Source organism: Luteimonas sp. RC10 (genome assembly GCF_014192745.1).
Taxonomy (GTDB): domain Bacteria; phylum Pseudomonadota; class Gammaproteobacteria; order Xanthomonadales; family Xanthomonadaceae; genus Luteimonas.
The window spans coordinates 150315-167269 of sequence record NZ_JACHYJ010000002.1 but is presented as its reverse complement, the minus strand read 5'-3'; the positions used below and the strand labels follow the sequence as shown (position 1 = coordinate 167269).

General features: G+C 67.1%; 19 protein-coding genes. 11 read left to right on the top strand and 8 right to left on the bottom strand.

The window, feature by feature from the left end; genetic code table 11:
- Window positions 1-4 precede the first annotated feature (4 nt).
- The 3 genes from FHW73_RS04570 (at window position 5) to FHW73_RS04560 (ending at window position 3303) form a co-directional block, all read left to right on the top strand.
- Window positions 5-1660, top strand: coding sequence for a DUF4034 domain-containing protein (locus FHW73_RS04570; protein WP_221187423.1), 1656 nt, complete (start codon window positions 5-7; stop codon window positions 1658-1660).
- Window positions 1661-2255: 595 nt separating this feature from the next.
- The gene (locus tag FHW73_RS04565; RefSeq protein ID WP_183425537.1) at window positions 2256-2525 is read left to right on the top strand and encodes a hypothetical protein; all 270 of its coding nucleotides are present in this window, start codon (window positions 2256-2258) and stop codon (window positions 2523-2525) included.
- Between the two features lie 160 nt (window positions 2526-2685).
- Complete coding sequence (locus FHW73_RS04560) at window positions 2686-3303, top strand: hypothetical protein (protein WP_255492756.1); 618 nt, start codon at window positions 2686-2688, stop codon at window positions 3301-3303.
- 56 nt (window positions 3304-3359) lie between these two features.
- Here FHW73_RS04560 and FHW73_RS04555 read toward each other — a convergent pair whose 3' ends face one another.
- Window positions 3360-3710, bottom strand: coding sequence for a nuclear transport factor 2 family protein (locus FHW73_RS04555; protein WP_183425535.1), 351 nt, complete (start codon window positions 3708-3710; stop codon window positions 3360-3362).
- Window positions 3711-3979: 269 nt separating this feature from the next.
- Between FHW73_RS04555 and FHW73_RS04550 the strand changes: the two genes are divergently transcribed.
- Window positions 3980-4351 (top strand): YajD family HNH nuclease, encoded by a 372-nt coding sequence (locus tag FHW73_RS04550; protein WP_183425534.1) that lies wholly within the window; start codon window positions 3980-3982, stop codon window positions 4349-4351.
- Window positions 4352-4558: 207 nt separating this feature from the next.
- A complete protein-coding gene (locus FHW73_RS04545) occupies window positions 4559-5749 on the top strand; it encodes a Fic/DOC family N-terminal domain-containing protein (protein WP_183425533.1) in 1191 nt (396 codons plus the stop codon).
- A 43-nt stretch (window positions 5750-5792) separates the two neighbouring features.
- On the opposite strand, the gene FHW73_RS04540 is transcribed toward FHW73_RS04545, so the two are convergent.
- Entirely contained in the window at window positions 5793-6236 is a 444-nt protein-coding gene (locus FHW73_RS04540) for an FKBP-type peptidyl-prolyl cis-trans isomerase (protein ID WP_183425532.1), read from the bottom strand.
- Window positions 6237-6368: 132 nt separating this feature from the next.
- Here FHW73_RS04540 and FHW73_RS04535 point away from each other — a divergent pair, with 132 nt between their 5' ends.
- The 3 genes from FHW73_RS04535 (at window position 6369) to FHW73_RS04525 (ending at window position 8379) form a co-directional block, all read left to right on the top strand.
- Window positions 6369-6809 carry a DNA methylase gene (locus tag FHW73_RS04535; protein WP_183425531.1) on the top strand — a complete coding sequence of 147 codons (441 nt, stop codon included), beginning with the start codon at window positions 6369-6371 and terminating at the stop codon, window positions 6807-6809.
- Window positions 6810-7001: 192 nt separating this feature from the next.
- Window positions 7002-7184 carry a hypothetical protein gene (locus FHW73_RS04530; protein ID WP_183425530.1) on the top strand — a complete coding sequence of 61 codons (183 nt, stop codon included), beginning with the start codon at window positions 7002-7004 and terminating at the stop codon, window positions 7182-7184.
- 277 nt (window positions 7185-7461) lie between these two features.
- Window positions 7462-8379: a hypothetical protein gene (locus FHW73_RS04525; protein ID WP_183425529.1), complete on the top strand. Its 918-nt coding sequence runs from the start codon at window positions 7462-7464 to the stop codon at window positions 8377-8379.
- A gap of 23 nt (window positions 8380-8402) precedes the next feature.
- On the opposite strand, the gene FHW73_RS04520 is transcribed toward FHW73_RS04525, so the two are convergent.
- The 5 genes from FHW73_RS04520 to FHW73_RS04500 all read right to left on the bottom strand — a co-directional run bounded on the left by FHW73_RS04520 (window position 8403) and on the right by FHW73_RS04500 (window position 12698).
- Window positions 8403-8708: a hypothetical protein gene (locus FHW73_RS04520; RefSeq protein ID WP_183425528.1), complete on the bottom strand. Its 306-nt coding sequence runs from the start codon at window positions 8706-8708 to the stop codon at window positions 8403-8405.
- Window positions 8705-10021 carry a TFIIB-type zinc ribbon-containing protein gene (locus FHW73_RS04515; protein WP_183425527.1) on the bottom strand — a complete coding sequence of 439 codons (1317 nt, stop codon included), beginning with the start codon at window positions 10019-10021 and terminating at the stop codon, window positions 8705-8707. Before FHW73_RS04515 ends, FHW73_RS04520 begins: the two co-directional genes overlap by 4 nt.
- Window positions 10022-10040: 19 nt before the next feature.
- Window positions 10041-11201 carry an SPFH domain-containing protein gene (locus FHW73_RS04510; protein WP_183425526.1) on the bottom strand — a complete coding sequence of 387 codons (1161 nt, stop codon included), beginning with the start codon at window positions 11199-11201 and terminating at the stop codon, window positions 10041-10043.
- Window positions 11202-11343: 142 nt separating this feature from the next.
- On the bottom strand, window positions 11344-12324 hold the full coding sequence (rlmF, locus tag FHW73_RS04505) for a 23S rRNA (adenine(1618)-N(6))-methyltransferase RlmF (protein WP_183425525.1): 981 nt from the start codon (window positions 12322-12324) through the stop codon (window positions 11344-11346).
- A 101-nt stretch (window positions 12325-12425) separates the two neighbouring features.
- Window positions 12426-12698 carry a hypothetical protein gene (locus tag FHW73_RS04500; protein WP_183425524.1) on the bottom strand — a complete coding sequence of 91 codons (273 nt, stop codon included), beginning with the start codon at window positions 12696-12698 and terminating at the stop codon, window positions 12426-12428.
- Window positions 12699-13066: 368 nt separating this feature from the next.
- On the opposite strand from FHW73_RS04500, the gene FHW73_RS04495 reads away from it, so the two are divergent.
- Entirely contained in the window at window positions 13067-13519 is a 453-nt protein-coding gene (locus tag FHW73_RS04495) for a lipocalin-like domain-containing protein (protein ID WP_183425523.1), read from the top strand.
- 67 nt (window positions 13520-13586) lie between these two features.
- On the opposite strand, the gene FHW73_RS04490 is transcribed toward FHW73_RS04495, so the two are convergent.
- Window positions 13587-14771: a S1 family peptidase gene (locus tag FHW73_RS04490; RefSeq protein ID WP_183425522.1), complete on the bottom strand. Its 1185-nt coding sequence runs from the start codon at window positions 14769-14771 to the stop codon at window positions 13587-13589.
- Window positions 14772-15320: 549 nt separating this feature from the next.
- Here FHW73_RS04490 and FHW73_RS04485 point away from each other — a divergent pair.
- Window positions 15321-15593: a hypothetical protein gene (locus tag FHW73_RS04485; protein WP_183425521.1), complete on the top strand. Its 273-nt coding sequence runs from the start codon at window positions 15321-15323 to the stop codon at window positions 15591-15593.
- A gap of 226 nt (window positions 15594-15819) precedes the next feature.
- Window positions 15820-16695 carry an ABC transporter substrate-binding protein gene (locus FHW73_RS04480; protein ID WP_183425520.1) on the top strand — a complete coding sequence of 292 codons (876 nt, stop codon included), beginning with the start codon at window positions 15820-15822 and terminating at the stop codon, window positions 16693-16695.
- The last annotated feature ends 260 nt before the right edge of the window (window positions 16696-16955 follow it).

The window sequence follows — 16955 nt, the reverse complement described above, 5'->3', positions numbered from 1 at the left end:
AAAGATGAGAAATTTGATGAAGCGAGTAGGCATGCAAAGTAAGGAGCTTTTTGCGTCGGTGCGGGAGATGCTGTTGGATGCCCAGCGCAGTCGCACATTCGGGTCAGTGGCCTTGCTCGGCGCTCTGGTGGCGGCTGCCGGTAGTGCACCTGCCGCGGTAATGAACCTGCCTGCAATACCGGACAAGCCCCAAGACGAACAGTTTGTGGGCGTGCGGGCGCCATGGCGCGACTATCTGATCGCCGTGCGCGCCGCAAGGCAGATCGACGACCCGCTTGCCCGTTGCTTGGCGTGGCCTGATCTGCCAGACATCGCTTGGCCCGCCGGTCACGCGGCGGCGCATTGTCACTATCACTTCGCCAATGCGCCTTCGCCCGCGCAGACGAAGGCGCTGCTCGATGCCGGGCAGGTAGACGTGCTCGAGGCGCAACTCGCCGCGGTTTCGGCAGGTCATGGGCAGCGCGAGGAGGCCGAGCGCATCCATACGTTTGTTCACGACGTGGCCAAGCTGCCGGACGGTGAGCGCGATGCACTCACGGCGCAATGGATCGAGGCAGCGCCTGACAGCGCGTTTGCGTCGATGATGCGCGGGCACCACTACTCGAGAATGGGGTGGGCGGCGCGAGGCGTGGCGTGGGCATCGGAAACCACCCCTGCCCAGATCGAAGCGATGGAGGGCCACTTCGTCGAGGCTGTACAACTGTATGGCCGGGCCATCGAACTGGATCCTGCGTTGACGCAGGCCTACATTGGCCTGATGGAAATCGCGAAGGCAGTGTCCGACAGGGATCTAGAAGCTTGGGCATTCGCACAAGCTCAGCTCGCAGGGCCTGCGTGCGCCGAGGTTGCACTGTCGCGTATGGGCGCGTTGCAACCGCGATGGGGCGGGTCGTTGCAGGCAATGGCGCAGTACGCGCAGACCTTGGCACCGAACGTGGAGATGTATCCGCTACAGGCCAATCAGCTTGCAGCGCCTTACGTCGAAGCGGTGCGTATCGAAATGGCGGAAGATCGCTACACCCAGGGTGCTGCGGATGTCATCGAGGACGCGGTTCGGATGGCGTCGAATGAGGACGCGCTCGCAAGAGCCGCGCAGCTGAGTCTTCATCGTTCTGACGGATCGTCCGAGGATGGTATCAAGGGCCTTGCACTGCTCCTGCAACGCGAACGCTTCACACAATTGACGCCCTGGCAAGCGCGGCAGGTTGCAAGCCGGCTCGTGCGGGGGGAGCCCGAATGGGCATTTGCGACGGCGGCGGATGCCGTCGCGCGTAGCCCGGACGACGCATACGGCCAGTATCTCCTGGCAGCAGCCAGCTACAGCATCGGTCGGTTCGAACTTGCCGAAGCCCACTATCAGCTGGCCCGGAAGGACCCGAGGCAGGAGCAGGTGGTCCTGCGCGAACTGGTGACGATGTGGATGTACGACGCCGGGTTGCCTACCGAGGACGCAATTGCGAAGGCAAGCCCGTATCTCGATGCGCTTTTGGAGAAGTATCCTCGCGACGGTCGCGCGCATATCTTGGACTGGTCGCGTCGTGAGTCCCTAGGCCAACCCATTTCGAGGCGGTGGTTCGAGAATTTCCTTGAAGTGGCGGATTCGAACGACCCGCTTCAGGTACAGGCAATCGAGAACGTGAAGCACGCGCTTGCCGAGTGATACTTGAGCCTGATTTCGGCAGCGCCGGAGAGTAAAGTCCGACCCCTGGCTCTGGCGCCTATGCCTGGAAGCGATGGCGGTCAATCGCTGTCTTCATGAATTATGTGGCAGGTGGGCTCGTAACCCCTCGATAGCAAGCCGACGCCGGGACCTTTGGTCCTAGGGGGGGCGCCGCTGTACAACACGAATGAGAGTGGACCACCAAGCGGCGGCGTGACATCGCACCGATCTGCATTGAGCGATCGCGGCCCGCAGCCGCTCGCGTGCTGCCGGTCGCATCGGTGTCTGAGTTCACTCGCTTCTGTTTGCGGTAGTCGCTTGGTGTCCCACCGCTGGTCAACGGCAAAGGCATTGCGCCGCCGTGCGTCACGGGCGCCGGTACATTGACGACACGCGGATGCAGACCTCGCTCGTTAGATCCAGTCTGATGGGCGCAGCATAAGAACGTCTTTCTGCCATCTAGGGGCAGCCCTAGATATGGAAATCAGCCGCCTTTCACCTGCCATTTACGTAGTCCAATCTCGCCTGAAGGCGCATGGAGGCGACTGCAAGAAGGTCGCTATATTCCGGACTCCCCCGAAGCAGGAGAACCCGAATGTTGCTCACCCCTCAGCGTCGTCGGACGGCGCAAATGATCGGCGTGGCGCTCGTCGCCTCCGTGGCCCTTGGTGGCTGCGCCACCTACAAGGAAGACTTCGCACGCATCGACTCGCGCCTGGATTCCCTCGACTCGCGCGTGCAGGGTGCGGCCCAGAGTGCGGAATCCGCCAACCAGTCCGCGATGCAGGCCAACCAGCGGCTGGATCAGATGGAGCGTCGCGTCCAGCAGCTCGAAACGGCGCCGCGCCGCACGCCGCGCGGTTGATCTGATCGGACCGGGACCTGCGGGCCGGCTGGCCACGGGTCCCGGTGTTTCACCCGTCTTATCGAGGAGTTGTCCCATGGCCCAGTCCACTCACGCTGCGAGGCGGGTCTTCCACGGTGCGCTGCTGCTTGCGTTGGTATCCGCGAACGCTGGCGTGGCCATGGCCAAAGACCCCGCGACGCCGCCTGCCGCTTCGGTCGACCAGCTTCCGCCCGGTCAAGAGGTATCCGACACCGTGATCGAGCTCGCGGGCTGGGTCATCGCGGCCAATGACAACCACGGGTATCCCTTCGCGGTGATCGACAAGGCGGCGGCGCAGGTCCTGGTATTCGGCGGCGACGGCCGGCTGCGCGGCGCAGCCCCCGGGTTGTTCGGGTCTGCGATCGGCGACCATGCGGCGCCCGGCATCGCTGGCCTTGCGCTGCGCGAGATTCCGGGCCGCGATCGCACCACGCCTGCCGGTCGCTTCGTGGGCGGCTATGGTCCGTCGATCGACGCCGGGCGCGTGCTCTGGGTGGATTACGATTCGGCGGTCTCGCTGCACCCGACCGCGAGCGGCACCCCGGCCGAGCGACGCGCCGAACGCTTGGCATCGCCGTCACCGGATGACAATCGCGTCACCCACGGGTGCATCAACGTCTCCTCGGACTTCTACGAGCAGGTCGTGCGCTCGACGTTCGAGAAGGGCGGCGTGTTCTATATCCTGCCGGACAAGGATTCGATTGCGGAGACCTTTCCGGAGTTCGCGGCAAGCCGCGCGGCGAAGGGCGCCGACTGATTCGAATCGCCGTGCCGAGGCGCGCGAGCCTGGCTCCCGTCGAGGGCGCGAGTCGGCTACGTGCGCTCGATGACGAACGCATACAGCTCCGCCAGTTGTCCGTCGCGCAGATGCCACGCGTCGCTGTAATCGGACGTGGTGCGCGTGCCGTCGGCAGAGATGATGGTGATCGTGCCGATCGCTACCACATGGTCGGCATCAGCGATCAACTGGTCCACCACCACCTCCGGCGGATTGACGTAGGTCTCGTCCATGAATCGCCGGATTGCTTCTTTGCCGGTGATCGTGCGATCTCCGACGAAGTGCCAGACCACGTCGTCGGTGCAATGGGCAAGGAAGCCGGCATGGTCACCGCGCGAGACGGCTGCATTGGCTTCGGTCAGCACGGCAGCGGGATCAATGGACATGGTGCGTCTCCTGTCAGGTTGTCCGGACCTTAGCGCTGAAAACGGTAAGCCTGCGTGACCTGGATGGAAAGGTCGGTATGGACGCCGCGGACTGCGCCAAACAGGCAGTCGGATCGCAGTCGTCCAGACACGATCGAGCGTCGATCCGCGAACGCGCGCCCGGATGTCCGGTTTGCACCTCCAAGTGTTCGATACCTCAAGCTCGCTGCTTTGGCAGGGCGTTCGCGGACCGTGAACCTGGTGCTGTCACGCGGCGCTAGACTCTGCCCATGCCGACACCCGATCCGTCCAAGCTCGACCGTATCGTCGCCGAGGCTCGCCGCAGCGCCGAGCAGCGCAACAATGGCTATCGCGAGCGGGCGTTGAAGCTGTATCCGTGGATCTGCGGCCGCTGCGCGCGTGAGTTCACGCGCGCCAACCTGCGTGAGTTGACGGTGCACCACCGCAACCACAACCACGACGACAATCCGGCCGATGGCAGCAACTGGGAGTTGCTGTGCGTGTACTGCCACGACAACGAGCACGCCCGCCAACTCGACCACACGGGCGTGAGCGCGCGCAATGCGGAGGACGTGCCCGCCGCAGCCACCTCCAATCCGTTTGCGAATCTGAAGGCGCGGCTCGAGAAGGCGCGGTCCTGAGTGGCATCGCCTAGCTGGACGCCAAATGCCCGGTGCTGGACGGGCGGAGACGTCGGCGCGTCCCTGCTACACGGCCTCAATCGGGGCCAACTCCAGTGGCGAGCGCACCGAGAACCTTATAGAGCCTCACCGTCTTTATAAGCTTTATAGATCTTCCTTATAGTATGATCCGGGCTTCATAAGGTTTCGCGCGGGGGAGAGACCGGCATGCGTCGGGATCAGATCGCCTTGGAGCGGCATCCGTACCTGGTCCCGGTGGCCGGGCATCCGCACGTCCACGCGCTGGTGGCGCCGCCGACGCCTCGCCGCGTGCCGGACGGTGCCCGCAATCACGCGGAGTTCGCCCAGGCGCACGCCGCGTTGGGGCGATTGCAGGGCGTGATGGCGCATCTGCCGAATGCGGATATGGTGACCCGCACACTGGCCCGGCGAGAGGCCGTGGTGAGTTCGCAGATCGAGGGAACGAAGGCGAATCTCTCCCAATTGCTGACCTACGAGGCGACCCAGGGCGCGACGGGCATGCCTGCGGACGTGAAAGTGACCGAGCGTTACGTGGGCGCGCTGCAGCATGGCCTGACGCGCATCCGCCAGACGGGGCGCCGTGCGCTGGATCTTCGGCTCATCCACGAACTGCATGCGGAGCTGATGCAGGACGAGGCGGGTGTGTTCCCCGTGGGCGCGTATAGGACGGAGCAGGTCTGGATCGGCTCCAGTCGCCGGATCGAAGACGCGACCTTCGTGCCGGCGCCGGCCGCACGTGTCCAAGGCTGCATGGAGGAAATGGCCGCCAGCATTCTGCAGTACGCGCCACGGGATGATGAGCAGGGCGCCCTGTCATTGGTGGCGCAGTTGGCGATCGCCCATGCCCAGTTCGAGACCATCCACCCCTACCACGATGGCAATGGCCGCACCGGCCGGTTGCTGATGCCGTTACTGCTAGCGGCGGAAGGCTATCCGCCGCTGTACTTGTCCGGCGCGCTGCTGCGTGCCAAGGCGGCGTACTACGCGGCTCTGGCCGACGTGCAGTTGCAGGGCAATTGGCGGCCATGGATCGAACTGCTGACCGTAAGCGTCGTGGAGGCGTGCGATGAGTCGATCGCCATCGGACAGGATCTGGTCGCGCTTGCCGAGCGGTGGGAACAGCAGCTCGGACGCTACCGCGCGCATTCGGCAACGCGCCGGCTGCCTCGCTTTCTGCTGGGTCATCCCGTGCTGTCGGTACAGCAAGCCGTCGAAGGCCTCGGCGTTTCGCAGCCTGCGGCGAATGCGGCGCTCAACAACCTGCTCGCTGAAGGCATCGTCAGTCTGGTCAACGAGCGGCAATGGGGACGCGTGTTCCAGGCGACCGAGATCATGGCGCGGCTGGATCGACCGCCTCGAGGGGCCGGAGCGGGTTGAACTTGCTGTCATAACTTCTTAGCAACCGCGACCCGCGCCGTGATTACCGGTGCGTCCTGACCTCCAGCAACTCCACCTCGAACACCAGCGACGCGCCCGGCGGAATCACCCGGCCGGCGCCGTTGCTGCCGTAGCCAAGCCAGGCAGGAATGTGCAGCTCCCGCCTGCCGCCGGGCCGCATGCCGGCGACGCCTTCGTCCCAGCCCCGGATCACGCGGCCGGCGCCCAGTTCGAACACGAAGGGCTGGCCGCGATCGCGCGAACTGTCGAACTTGGCGCCGCGCTTGTCGGGTGCGTTCTCGTCGTAGAGCCAGCCGGTGTAGTGCACGGCTACTTCGTCGCCGGCCGCCGCGGGTGCACCGTCACCGATGGTCATGTCGACGCGCTGCAGTTCGGCCACATCGCCACCGGTGTAGGGCGCCGGGCCGCCGCACGCAGCGAGCAGCACAGAGAGCAGGGCGGCATGGCGAACTGCGCGGTTGGACATGACGTGTGGCCGTGCGGGCGAGTTGGAAAGCATAGCGCCAAGCGCCGCTCACCGCGTCGGGTTCACAGCGGCCGTGGCGAACTGTGACCAAGCGCCTGGGGTTGTCCAGTGCGCATCTGGAGAAGAGGACGCATGCGTCGCCAGTTGCTGCCGCGTGATCTCGGCTTCGAGATCAAACCCCATGACGAGTCGGCCCTGTTCAAGTGGTTCCTGGCCAGCTTCCTGTTCGGTAACCGCATCTCGCAGAGCATTGCAGCCGAGACGTGGCGGGTGATCGTGGAGGTGCACGGCCGGGACACGCCCGGCAAGCTCTGCGCCTGCAGCCATGCGCAACTGGTGCGGATACTCGGCGAAGGCGGTTATCGCCGCTACGACGAATCCACCGCGACCCGCCTCGCGCTGCTGTGCCGAACGCTGGTCGACGACTATGACGGACGCATCCTCGGCATCGCCGAGGCCGCCGGCAGCCGCGAAGACTTCGAGCGTCGTCTGCTCGCGTTCAAGGGCGTGGGGCCGGTGACGCTGGGGATCTTCATGCGGGAAGCGGGGGTGGCGGTGTTTGGGGAGGGATAACGCGGCGCTTCGACCAGGTTGGATGATGATTGGCCGCCCGCTGCTACCTTATGAAGTGCCCGACACCGCCACAACCTGCTGCGTGTTGGTCCAATGAGATGGCAACCTCCGCGAGATCTTCAGAACGCTGGCCGATTCCTATCTGCGGGCCACTACTAATCTCGACTTGGCCATTACGATCGGATGAGTGACATGCACAAGAGCGAACGCGATACCGGTCCAGCCGGTTTTACGTTCGAAGACGCCGAGCGAGCCCAGTTGCGGGATTGGATTGGACTAAGCACCGCCGCAAAGATCGATTTCTTTGAGGAGATGGTCCTGCTCGCTTATCGAAGTGGCGCGCTATCGCCCGAGCGCCTCGCGCTTCGCGACTGAGATTCGCCGAGGAATCCAGCGTCGTGAGTTCGTCGCTCAGCGGGTGACGCGACAGCTGCGATCTAACGTGCGGGCTCATGCGCCCATCGGAAGCGGCCGGTGAGCGACGATGTCGGTTGCATCGATCACTGCGGCGCGGTGCTTTCGTGCCTGGCATGCGAAGATGCGCGGTCAAGTCGGGGGGGTGCGAATGCTTGGTTGGCTGTTCGGCAAGAGGAAGGCGCGTGCGCCCGTAGCAGCGGACGTCCACAAGGCGAAACCGAGATTGTCGGTTCACATGATCTGGCGCGATGACGCATCGCTGCCAGTGCCGGACTGGGCCGCTATGCACTCGGAGGCGCCGGTCAGCACCGACGACGCGGGTCTGTTCGCCTATTACGACGCTGCGGCGATGACGTGGCTCGACGCGCTCGCCGAAGCGCTGCCTTCGGACTATCGGACATCTGGTACCGAGAATTTCCTGCTGTTGTCGGCGCAGCCGCCGCGCGAATCGGCACTGGTGTTGCGCACCTGCGAGCAAGCATTGCAGGCCATCAAGGGACGCCTTGGGGCACTCGCCAACGATGAAGGCTATGGCCGTTACATCGTGCTGGTGTTTGCCAGCCTGGACGAGTATGAGGCGTATGTGTCGCAGTATCAGGGCGACACCGATGAAGCGCCGATGTCCAGCGGCGTCTTCATCGATGCGGGTTATGGACACTTCGCGAGCTGGCATGACGGCCTGGACGAGTTGGAAGCGGTCGTAGTGCACGAGCTCACACATGCGCTGTTGGCGCACCTTCCCATGCCGCACTGGCTGCATGAGGGGTTCGCAGTGAACGTGGAGCGGACGCTGTTGCCGCGGCTCGCCGACCCGCGCTTGGCCTTGTATCGGCCCGATGAAATGGCCGCACGGCATGCCGCTTGGTGGAACGCGACCACGATCCAGACCTTCTGGTCGGGCGCGGCCTTTCACACCGCGAACGACGGGGTGGATCTGGCTTACGACCTTGCACGCACGATCACCGCGCTGGCTGCTCGCGACGATGAGGCTGCGTTCCGCGCGTTCGTCACCGCGGCCACGGGCGACGATGGCGGTGCGCGAGCGGCGGGCCATGCCCTGGGTTACCCCCTCGAACACCTGGTCGAGGCTGTACTGGGCGAGGGAGACTGGGCGCCGCGTCCGGCCGAATGGACAGTTGTCGACGCGAGCTGATCTGCCGGTCGTCTCAGTGCCGCCTACTGGGGCGGTTCGCGCTTGCGGTCCGGCGGTTCGCCATCTCCAGCGCCCGCCGCGCTCGCCACCCGCCGCACTCGCGCCCGGTAGTCGCGCAGGTTGTCGCCGCGGATGCGGGTCGCCTGCGTGCCTTTCACCGTGCCGATCTTGGTGTCGCTGCCGGTGACGGGCGCGGCCTCGACGGTGGTCTCGCGCTCGTATGCGTGTGACTTGTCGGTGTTGCGATAGAACCGGTACAGGCCCCAATACAGCGCGGTCGCGCCCAGGGGGCCGGCAGCCAGCAGCCAGAGTCCATTTTCGTCGCTCATACGGTGCTCACCAGAAATGCGATGACGGCCGATTCGATGATCGTGCCGGTGACCAGCGCGGCCAGCAGCAGCTTCCAGTGCTGCACGGGCACGCTGCCCATGGTCTCGCCGGTGCGGCCGTTGACGGCGATGTAGTGCAGCAGGCCGCCGTTTTTGCCGGGCTGGTGGTAGGAGTACAGCCAGACGGGCAGGTACATCGAGACCCAGCGCGTGCCGTGGACCTCGAGCTGTTCCTGCTCCCAGCGCACGCCGCGGTCGTAGCGCCGCGCCGAGCCTTCGACCTGGGCGCGGGCGATCGACAGCAACTGGTCTTCCAGCCGCGGGCGCAGGTGCTCGACGTTGCGGTTGCGCTTCTCGGAAGTGAACCCGCTCAGGTAGGAGGCGTTCCAGCGCACGGCATTCTTGGTGTCGAACGGCAGGATGGTGTTGATGATGTTGTTGGTGTTGGCCTGGATATCCAGGTTGCCGCGCTCGGCCGAGGACTCCAGCGGCAGGTCGTCGACGGTGAAGTCCACTTGTCGTTCGACGCGGTAGACGTCGGCGTCGTAGTAGGTCTTCTTGTTGTTGTCGGTGCCGCGGGTGTAGCGGCGTGTCTCGACCTCGCCTTCGCCAGCCACTGCGGCGCTGGCCCGGGCATCGACGATCATGTAGGGCAGGTACACGCCGACGACGTTCTCGGGCGTGAACTGGTCCTTGAATGCCTTGAGCGCGAGCAGCCGGCGCTTGTCGACGAACTGGCGGATGCGTGCGACCGCGTCGTCTTTCTTGATGTGGAACGGCAGCACGGCGTCGGGCACGGCCCCGTTGGGCACCTGCTCGTTGATGCCGAAGACGTGGCGGCACCAGTGGCACCGCGCGGTCATCGCGTTTTCGGTGTTAACGGTGACCTCGGCGCCGCAGCCGCTGCACTTGAAGCTCATCAGCGCCGCGGCGTCGGCGGCGATGTCGCGGGCGCCGGAGGCGACGACGGTGCCGGTCAGCGTGTCCAGCCCCGCGCCGAAGCCGAAGACCTCCTCCACGCGCTCGCCATGCCATTCGTTGCGGCAGTACTGGCAGACGAGCAGGTCGGTGCCGGGCTTGTGGCGGATATCGGTCGAGCCGCACTTGGGGCAACGGTTGAGGCCGTCGCGCAATTCGGCCGACGCGGTGTCGATGGCGACGGGGTCGGGCGCCTCGAGTTCGTCGCGGATCGCGCCCGGCAGCGTGGCCGGGTCGATCGGATGCGTCCCGGGCAGCGGCGGGACATCGCGTGGCGAGCCCGGGCCGTCGACCGGCCGGGCCGGCAACGGCGGGGGCAGCTTGGAGTCGGACATGGGCGCGGCGCCGGTGGTCTTACAGACCCAGTGCCTTGGCCTTGAGCGCGTCGTAGTCGGCCTGGGTGATCAGGCCGAGGTCGAGCATCTCCTTGGCTTTCGTGAGCTTGGCGACCGGGTCGTCGGACGCGGGCGCCGCAGCTGTGGGCGGTGTGGCGGGTTGCTGCAGGCTGCCGAGCCCACCCGCCATCCCCGAAGCCATGCCCAGGCCCACCAGGCCCGCGGCGCCGCCATTCTCGCCGGCCGACTGCATGCCCTGGGCGACGCTGGCCTGCAGATTGGAATTGCCACGCGATCCGGCCAGCGCATCGGCGCGCTGCACGGTCTTGAGCAGTTCGCGGGTGTTGGCGTCGTACTCGATCGAGACGATCGCGGTCTTGACGATCGCAAGCCCGCGGTCGGACTTCCACTGGTAGCCCTGTTCGACGGCGGCCGACAGGCTCTGGGCAAAGCCCAGCGAATCCTGCTGGAGCTTGGTGATGCGATTGCCCTTGGCCGGATCGTTGGTGTACAGGCTGAAGGCCGGGGCGAGCGAGCCGACGACCTCGTTGAACAACTGGCTGGCCGCGGCGTTGTCGATGTCGGTGAAGTCGAACACCTGGCCCGGCTGCAGGTAGCTGGCGGGCACGAAGTTCTTCACGAACAGGATCGGGTCGACGATCTTGAGCGTGTAGGAGCCGCGCGTGATCGCGCCGACCTGGGTGCCGAGGAAGCCGTCGTCCCAGTAGATCTCCGACTGGGTGCCGAAGCGGTTGTCGGGCAGTTCCTTGAGCGAGACGAAGAACGCCGCCTGCTGGGCGCCGGGCTGGCCGCCGAACTTGAAGCGCTCCCAGCTCTGGCGGATCAGCGGGCTGACGATGCCGTCGCCAGCGAAGATCGACTGCGAGTTGATGTCGTCCGAGCGCCACTCATAGCCGCCGGGTTCGGCGACGAAGCCGGTGATCGCGCCGTCCTGCATCAGCAGCAGGCCATAGCCTTCGGGCACGACGATCTTCGAGCCGTTGCTGATGATGTGGGTCGAGCCGCGGGTGTTGGACCCGCGCCCGGCGTTGGTGCCCTGGGGCACGGCGGCGAACAGGGCGGCGGTCGGGGGCAGGCCCGCCGGCACCGTGAGGAAGTCCTTCCACTGGTCCGCGAACACGCCGCCGACCGCGCCTTTCACTGCCTGCACAAGACCCATGGACACTCCTGCGTTCGATCGGCGGGCACTGCGCCCGCCGTGTCGCCGGACTATACCCGCGCGCGGGGCTGTGGCGCGTCGGGGGCATCCCCAGGTCAGCGTGTCCACAGGTTGGGGTGGCGGGGCGGCCCCGCCGACGGCCTCAGGACTGGCCCGCTCGCCACTGCGTACGGTTTGCGGCGTCATGGAAGGTCCAGGCCACGAAGCGGCTCTGCTTGTTGCCCTGGGCCATGGCGACTTCGCGCACCTCGGCGGCCTCGGCCTGGCGCAGTTGCCGGCGCAGGCCCGACAGGTGCTCGGCGCGCGCGACGAGGCTGGTGAACCACAGCACCTGCCGGCCGATGGCGGCGCTTTCGCGGACCATCTTGCGCAGGAACTCGGCTTCGCCGCCCGGGCACCACAGTTCGTGGTCGTGGCCGCCGAAGTTGGGGGCCAGGGACGAGGCGCGCCCGGCGGGCGACGCCTTGCCGAGTTGGCGGCGCTTGCGCTGGTGCGCACCGGCGGCCTCGGCGGCGGAGGCATGGAACGGGGGATTGCACAGGGTGAGGTCGAACCGCTCGTCCGTGCGCACGACGGTCTGGAAGATGCGGTTGCGTGCCGGCTGGTGGCGCAGCGCGATGACCTTGTCGAGGCGATTGGCGTGGACGATCGCGGTGGCCACCTGCAGCGAGGTCGCGTCCACGTCGCTGCCGACGAAGCGCCAGCCGTATTCGGCGTGGCCGAGCAGCGGGTAGATGCAACTGGCGCCGACGCCGACATCGAGCACGCGCACCGAGGCGCCGCGCGGGATCGTGCCATCGGCGGAGGCGGCGAGCAGGTCGGCCAGGCCATGCAGGTAGTCGGCGCGGCCGGGGATCGGTGGACACAGTGCGCCGTCGGGCAGGTCCCAATGCGCGATGCCGTAGTCGCTGCGCAGAATCGCGCGGTTGAGCGCACGCACCGCGGCGGGGTCGTCGAAGGCGATGCTGGTTTCGCCGCGCGGGGTGGTCAGCAGGTGGGCGGCCAACTCGGGGCTGGCGTTGACCAGTCGCGGGAAATCGTAGCGGCCCTGATGGCGGTTGCGCGGATGCAGGGCGGGCACGCCGCGTGCAGTGGCGCGGGCGGAGCCGGGAGAAGCGGGCATGCGGACACTCGGTGGGACGGACGGCGGGCGTCAGTATGGCGGGCTTGGGGCGCGGACAAAGAAAACCCCGCCGGGGCGGGGTGCTGTCGGGCGGCGCGAGCCTACGGCAGCTCGCACTGCATCTTGGCGTCGATGTAGTAGGGCTTGGGCACGTCGGGGTTCTCGCTGGTGCGCTCGAACACCACTTCGAACGAGTCGGCATTCGGCGTGCCCTTGCGCTCGGTGCAGGCGGCCTGGAGCTTGTCCTTGACGGCGGCGATGCCGGCGTCGCGGTCGGCGCCTTCGGCGCTGTTGGTCAGGTTGACGACCTCGGCAGAAGCCTGGGCGCTGACGGCCAGCAGGCCGGCGAACAGGATGGCGGGCAGGGGCTTCATGGGATCTCCTGGTCATGGTGGCGGTGATGGGGACAGCGCGGCAGCGGTGCGAAGCCGTTGGCGCTGCGGGCCGTCAGCGTAGGGCGGCGAGGTTAAGGCGGCGTGCGCGTGCCCGATGAAAGCCCAGATGCGTCTTCCAGTGCAGCCGTGCGGCCGAAAGCCGCAGACGGCGCATCGTCAGGCCGCGGCGCCATGCGCGGCACGTCGGCGACTGGCGGTGACGAAGAAGGTGCCACAATCGAGGCGTCGACCACTTCGTCACGGAGAATCCGGCCATGCGCCTCGTATCCCTTGCGCCGCTGCTGTTTGCGATCGCCGTACCGTCGGCGGCCCACGCCCAGTCGCAGCCTGCCCCAGGAGATGCCCCCATGTCCCACGCTTCCCAACCGAGTTCGACTGCCGCGATCGAAGGCACGTGGCGGTTGGTGTCCTACGAGGTGGAGGTCAAGGCGACCGGCGAGCTGTTCCCGCCGATGGGCGAGAAGCCCTCGGGCTATACGATCTTCGCGCCCGAGGGGCGGGTGTGGTTCATGCTCACCGCGCAGGGCCGCGAGCCGGGCGAGAGCGAGCGCGAGAAGGCGCGCCTGCTGGAAACGGTGATCGCCTACACCGGCCGGTACCGGATCGAGGGCGATGCCTGGATCACCGCGGTGGACGTGGCCTGGAACCCGGCCTGGGTCGGCACCGAGCAGCGCCGGCAGTTCAAGCTCGAGGGCGACCGGCTGCAGGTGCTCACGCCGTGGCGGGTGATGCCCAACTGGGCCGACAAGGGCGAGACGCGCAGCATCATCACCTTCGAGCGCGCGCACGAAACGCGCTGAGCGAGGGGGCGGCGATATCGCGACTGCGGCACGCCGGTACGCCGGCGTGCCGCCTTGCACGCGCGCGTCAGTTCGTGACCAGGGTGACGCCGTAGGTGCTGAGCATCGGGGTCAGCCGCTGGTACCAGCTGCGGCGCTGGTTCTGCGCGATGCCGCAGTTGGTGCCATCGCTGCCGAGTGCACCCCCCGAGGTGACGCCCTGGGCATGGCCTGCCGAGGAGATCCACGAGCCGCCCGAATCGCCCTGGCCGGCACAGGCGTTGGACTCGCGTAACCCGTTCACGGTGCCCTGGGCGTAGTTCACGCTGACATTGGTGCGGGTGATCGTGCCGCAGCGCCAGCCGGTGCGATAGCCAGAGCGGCACACGGCCGAGCCGACGGCGGCCTCCGCGCTGCCGACGACCGGCGTCGTGCTGCTGCCGCTGTACTGCCACACACGGCCGAACAGCGTGTCCTGCTGGCGCACGGTGGCCCATGCGGCGTCGGAGCCGGGGAACGTGCTGGACTGGAAGCTGCCGACCGTCGTGCCGCCGATGCGGACGGTCGTGCCGGCGCTGCCGCAATGGCCAGCGGTCACGAAGCCCTTGGTGCTGCCGCGGGTCACCGGGAAGCCGATCGAGCAACCGTTGTACTGGATGCCGCCGTAGATGTTGATCAGCGTGGACGGGATCTGCTCGGACACTTCGAAGTGCAGGGCGCCGGTGTCGACATCGCTGCGCGCCAGGAAGTCCATCACCGCTTCGGTGCGGCCGGCGCCGGGCGACAAGGTGACGACGACACGGTTGTTGGGCAGGTCGACGCCCCAGGATTGCACGCCGTCGAGGCGACGCATGATGCGCGAGGTGGCCGACTGGTCGAGCGCGTGCACCGCCTGCTCGAGCTCGTACAGGCTGTAGCGCACCTGGCGCACGTCGGCACCTTCGACCGCCGGCAGTCGCTGGCGGCCCTGGACCGCGGTGCCGACCACCAGGCGCGGATGTCCGTCGGCGTCGTGTTCGATCCAGGTGCCCGCGTAGCTCTCGCCATAGAGTTGGCGCGCCGTGGCTTCGGCCACAGGGACTTGGCGCTCGACATCCACGGTCACACGGTACTGGTCCTGGGTCATGCCCAGGTCGCGTTCCAGCGCGGCGACCATGCCGGGGTCCAGGCTCGGCATGCCGGGTTGCGCGGCCAGAGCACTGCCGCCCGCGGCGGCAGCCGAGAGCAGGGCGAGGGCGAGGGTGCGGCGGACCGCTGCGTGCAGGGTGTGCATGGGTGCTTCCTCCTTGTGCATTCGAAGTGGGCCGTCCCAGCGGTCCGCCTCGGGTCCGACGTCGAGGGCAATGCAGTGCGGTCGTCGGCCGCCTCGTCCATCCGTCGACGCCACAGGACATGATCGTGGTGCGGCATGTGCCTGGTACGACCGCACGGGTCGACATCGACGACCCGGTGGCGACAAAAACGAGGGACTTGGACCACTGCGATTGCCGTCCGGCATCCTGATCCGGAACGAGCTTGCTGACACGACGCGCCGCGATCGCAAGGCCTCTGCCGCGTGTTCCCGGCGCATTCCGACCCTAGGGCGGCCAAGCGATTGCGGTCAAGCGCGAATGCGCTGACTGAATGCCAACCAGCGCTCCTTTTCCGACATTGAGGCGATGCCGATGCACGGGGCGGCGGGAAACTGTGCACTCGGTCCGCAATGAGGTGTCGAGGCGGTCGCGATGCCACGCACGTTGTCATGCGCGCGACACCCGCATTCAATCTCCTGGTCTTGCAGCGCGTGCATGATGCGGGCTCCCCCAAGCGAATGGAGACCAGGATGAAGACGCGGACAATCACCGGGGTTCTGCTGCTGGCGGCCCTGTCGAGCACGGCGGCGTTCGCCGCACGCCATCATTACGACGTCGTCGGCGAAGGCTATGGCCGGACCCAGCAGGAGGCGCTCGAGTATGCCGAGCGCGCGGCTTACGAGCAGTGCTACAACAACTGGGGCCAGGCCGGCCAGGAGCTCACCGTGCTGGCCGAGTGGGTCGATCCGGCCACCGGCTACATCCACATGCGCGTGTCGCTGGGCTGCACCGTCGACGACTGATCGCGGCGCTGCCTCATCGATGCGGGAATCGCCGGCTCGCAGGGGCCGGCGATTCCGTCGCGACGCGGTCGCGAGCGGCGCGCTGTCTTTGAAGCAATGGCGCGCGTCGTCTCCGCTGACGCGCAGGGCGCATGGCCGAAGGCAGATGCGCGGATACGGCCGGCCGCTGCCGGCAGGGGTGCGTTCCTTTACCCTGTGCGCCCCTTCCGGTCCGCAAGTGGTCCACATGAAGCTGCAGCTGTCCCTCGAGTGGTTCCTCAATCCCGACCACCTGCCGTTGATCGCAGGCATCGAACTGGGCTGGTATCGCGATGCCGGGCTCGACCTCGCACTGCAGGTGCCGGACGACCATTACGACGGCTTGGCTGCGGTGGCGGCCGGTGAGATCGCGTTCGCCTGCAACGAGCCGCTGCACATGATCGATGCCGATCGGCCCGGTCTGCGCGCGTTGGGCTGCTTCTTCGAGACCGATGGCGGCATCGTGCTGCAGCGCGCCGCGGGTCGGCGGCTGCTCGAAGGCGGCGAGGTGCGCTTGGCCTCGCCGGTCGCCGGTGGTGTGACCGATGCGATCGCGGTGGAGATCCTGGCGCGCTGGTGCGCGGCCCGGGGCGCCGCATTCGAGCCTGCGCAGGTGCGGATCGAGAGTGCCGGATTCGAGCATCTGGCCAACCTGCGCGCCGGCTTCGACGGGGCCTGGCTGTGCTTCGCCAACTTCGAAGGCGTCGAGGCACGGCAGGCCGGGCTGGACACCGACTTCATCACCACCGATGACGTGGGACTTGCGAACTTCTCGGCGCTGGAACTGTTCACCTCGCAGGGCTTTCTCACCGAACACCCCGAGGTGGTCGCGACCGTGACTCGGCTGATCGGGCAGGGCGCGCGGCTGTGCCGCGACGATCCCGGTCAAGCGGCCGCGCTGTGGTACGCCTACAGCGGCACCACGCCGTCGCCGCTGATGGACGCGATCATTGCCGACACCTGCCCACGACTGATCGACCCGGTGGTCCGCGACGCGACGCGCTGGCACGCCATGTGGGCACAGTTCGACCGCCTGGGCCTGAGCCAGGTCGATCGTGACGGCTACGCAGCGCTGTACGCCTGACACCGCCTCGCGCGCCGTGTCCTGCGCCGCGTCGCGTCGATGAAGCGCTTGCGCGGGCAGGCGTCAATGAAGCCGCGCGCGCGGCGCCGATGAATCCTCCCCGCGCGCAGGGCAGGTCGACGTGCGCCGGCACTTCTAGAGCCGGGCGGGTGCAAACCTCCCCCGCGCGCGGGGGAGGTCGGCACGCTGCGCGTGCCGGGTGAGGGCGCGCTTCGGCTCTGGGTCGTCGAGCCATATGTCCGCATACGCGAGCATCGGCC

Bases quoted from the DNA above. Each gene is read 5' to 3' on its own strand.
- FHW73_RS04530 (WP_183425530.1), top strand. From the start codon at position 7,002: ATGCACAAGAGCGAACGCGATACCGGTCCAGCCGGTTTTACGTTCGAA.
- FHW73_RS04565 (WP_183425537.1), top strand. From the start codon at position 2,256: ATGTTGCTCACCCCTCAGCGTCGTCGGACGGCGCAAATGATCGGCGTG.
- FHW73_RS04570 (WP_221187423.1), top strand. From the start codon at position 5: ATGAGAAATTTGATGAAGCGAGTAGGCATGCAAAGTAAGGAGCTTTTT.
- FHW73_RS04520 (WP_183425528.1), bottom strand. From the start codon at position 8,708: ATGAGCGACGAAAATGGACTCTGGCTGCTGGCTGCCGGCCCCCTGGGC.
- FHW73_RS04545 (WP_183425533.1), top strand. From the start codon at position 4,559: ATGCGTCGGGATCAGATCGCCTTGGAGCGGCATCCGTACCTGGTCCCG.
- FHW73_RS04525 (WP_183425529.1), top strand. From the start codon at position 7,462: ATGATCTGGCGCGATGACGCATCGCTGCCAGTGCCGGACTGGGCCGCT.
- FHW73_RS04510 (WP_183425526.1), bottom strand. From the start codon at position 11,201: ATGGGTCTTGTGCAGGCAGTGAAAGGCGCGGTCGGCGGCGTGTTCGCG.
- FHW73_RS04495 (WP_183425523.1), top strand. From the start codon at position 13,067: ATGTCCCACGCTTCCCAACCGAGTTCGACTGCCGCGATCGAAGGCACG.
- FHW73_RS04535 (WP_183425531.1), top strand. From the start codon at position 6,369: ATGCGTCGCCAGTTGCTGCCGCGTGATCTCGGCTTCGAGATCAAACCC.
- FHW73_RS04490 (WP_183425522.1), bottom strand. From the start codon at position 14,771: ATGCACACCCTGCACGCAGCGGTCCGCCGCACCCTCGCCCTCGCCCTG.
- rlmF (WP_183425525.1), bottom strand. From the start codon at position 12,324: ATGCCCGCTTCTCCCGGCTCCGCCCGCGCCACTGCACGCGGCGTGCCC.
- FHW73_RS04480 (WP_183425520.1), top strand. From the start codon at position 15,820: ATGAAGCTGCAGCTGTCCCTCGAGTGGTTCCTCAATCCCGACCACCTG.
- FHW73_RS04540 (WP_183425532.1), bottom strand. From the start codon at position 6,236: ATGTCCAACCGCGCAGTTCGCCATGCCGCCCTGCTCTCTGTGCTGCTC.
- FHW73_RS04550 (WP_183425534.1), top strand. From the start codon at position 3,980: ATGCCGACACCCGATCCGTCCAAGCTCGACCGTATCGTCGCCGAGGCT.
- FHW73_RS04515 (WP_183425527.1), bottom strand. From the start codon at position 10,021: ATGTCCGACTCCAAGCTGCCCCCGCCGTTGCCGGCCCGGCCGGTCGAC.
- FHW73_RS04560 (WP_255492756.1), top strand. From the start codon at position 2,686: ATGGCCAAAGACCCCGCGACGCCGCCTGCCGCTTCGGTCGACCAGCTT.
- FHW73_RS04555 (WP_183425535.1), bottom strand. From the start codon at position 3,710: ATGTCCATTGATCCCGCTGCCGTGCTGACCGAAGCCAATGCAGCCGTC.
- FHW73_RS04500 (WP_183425524.1), bottom strand. From the start codon at position 12,698: ATGAAGCCCCTGCCCGCCATCCTGTTCGCCGGCCTGCTGGCCGTCAGC.
- FHW73_RS04485 (WP_183425521.1), top strand. From the start codon at position 15,321: ATGAAGACGCGGACAATCACCGGGGTTCTGCTGCTGGCGGCCCTGTCG.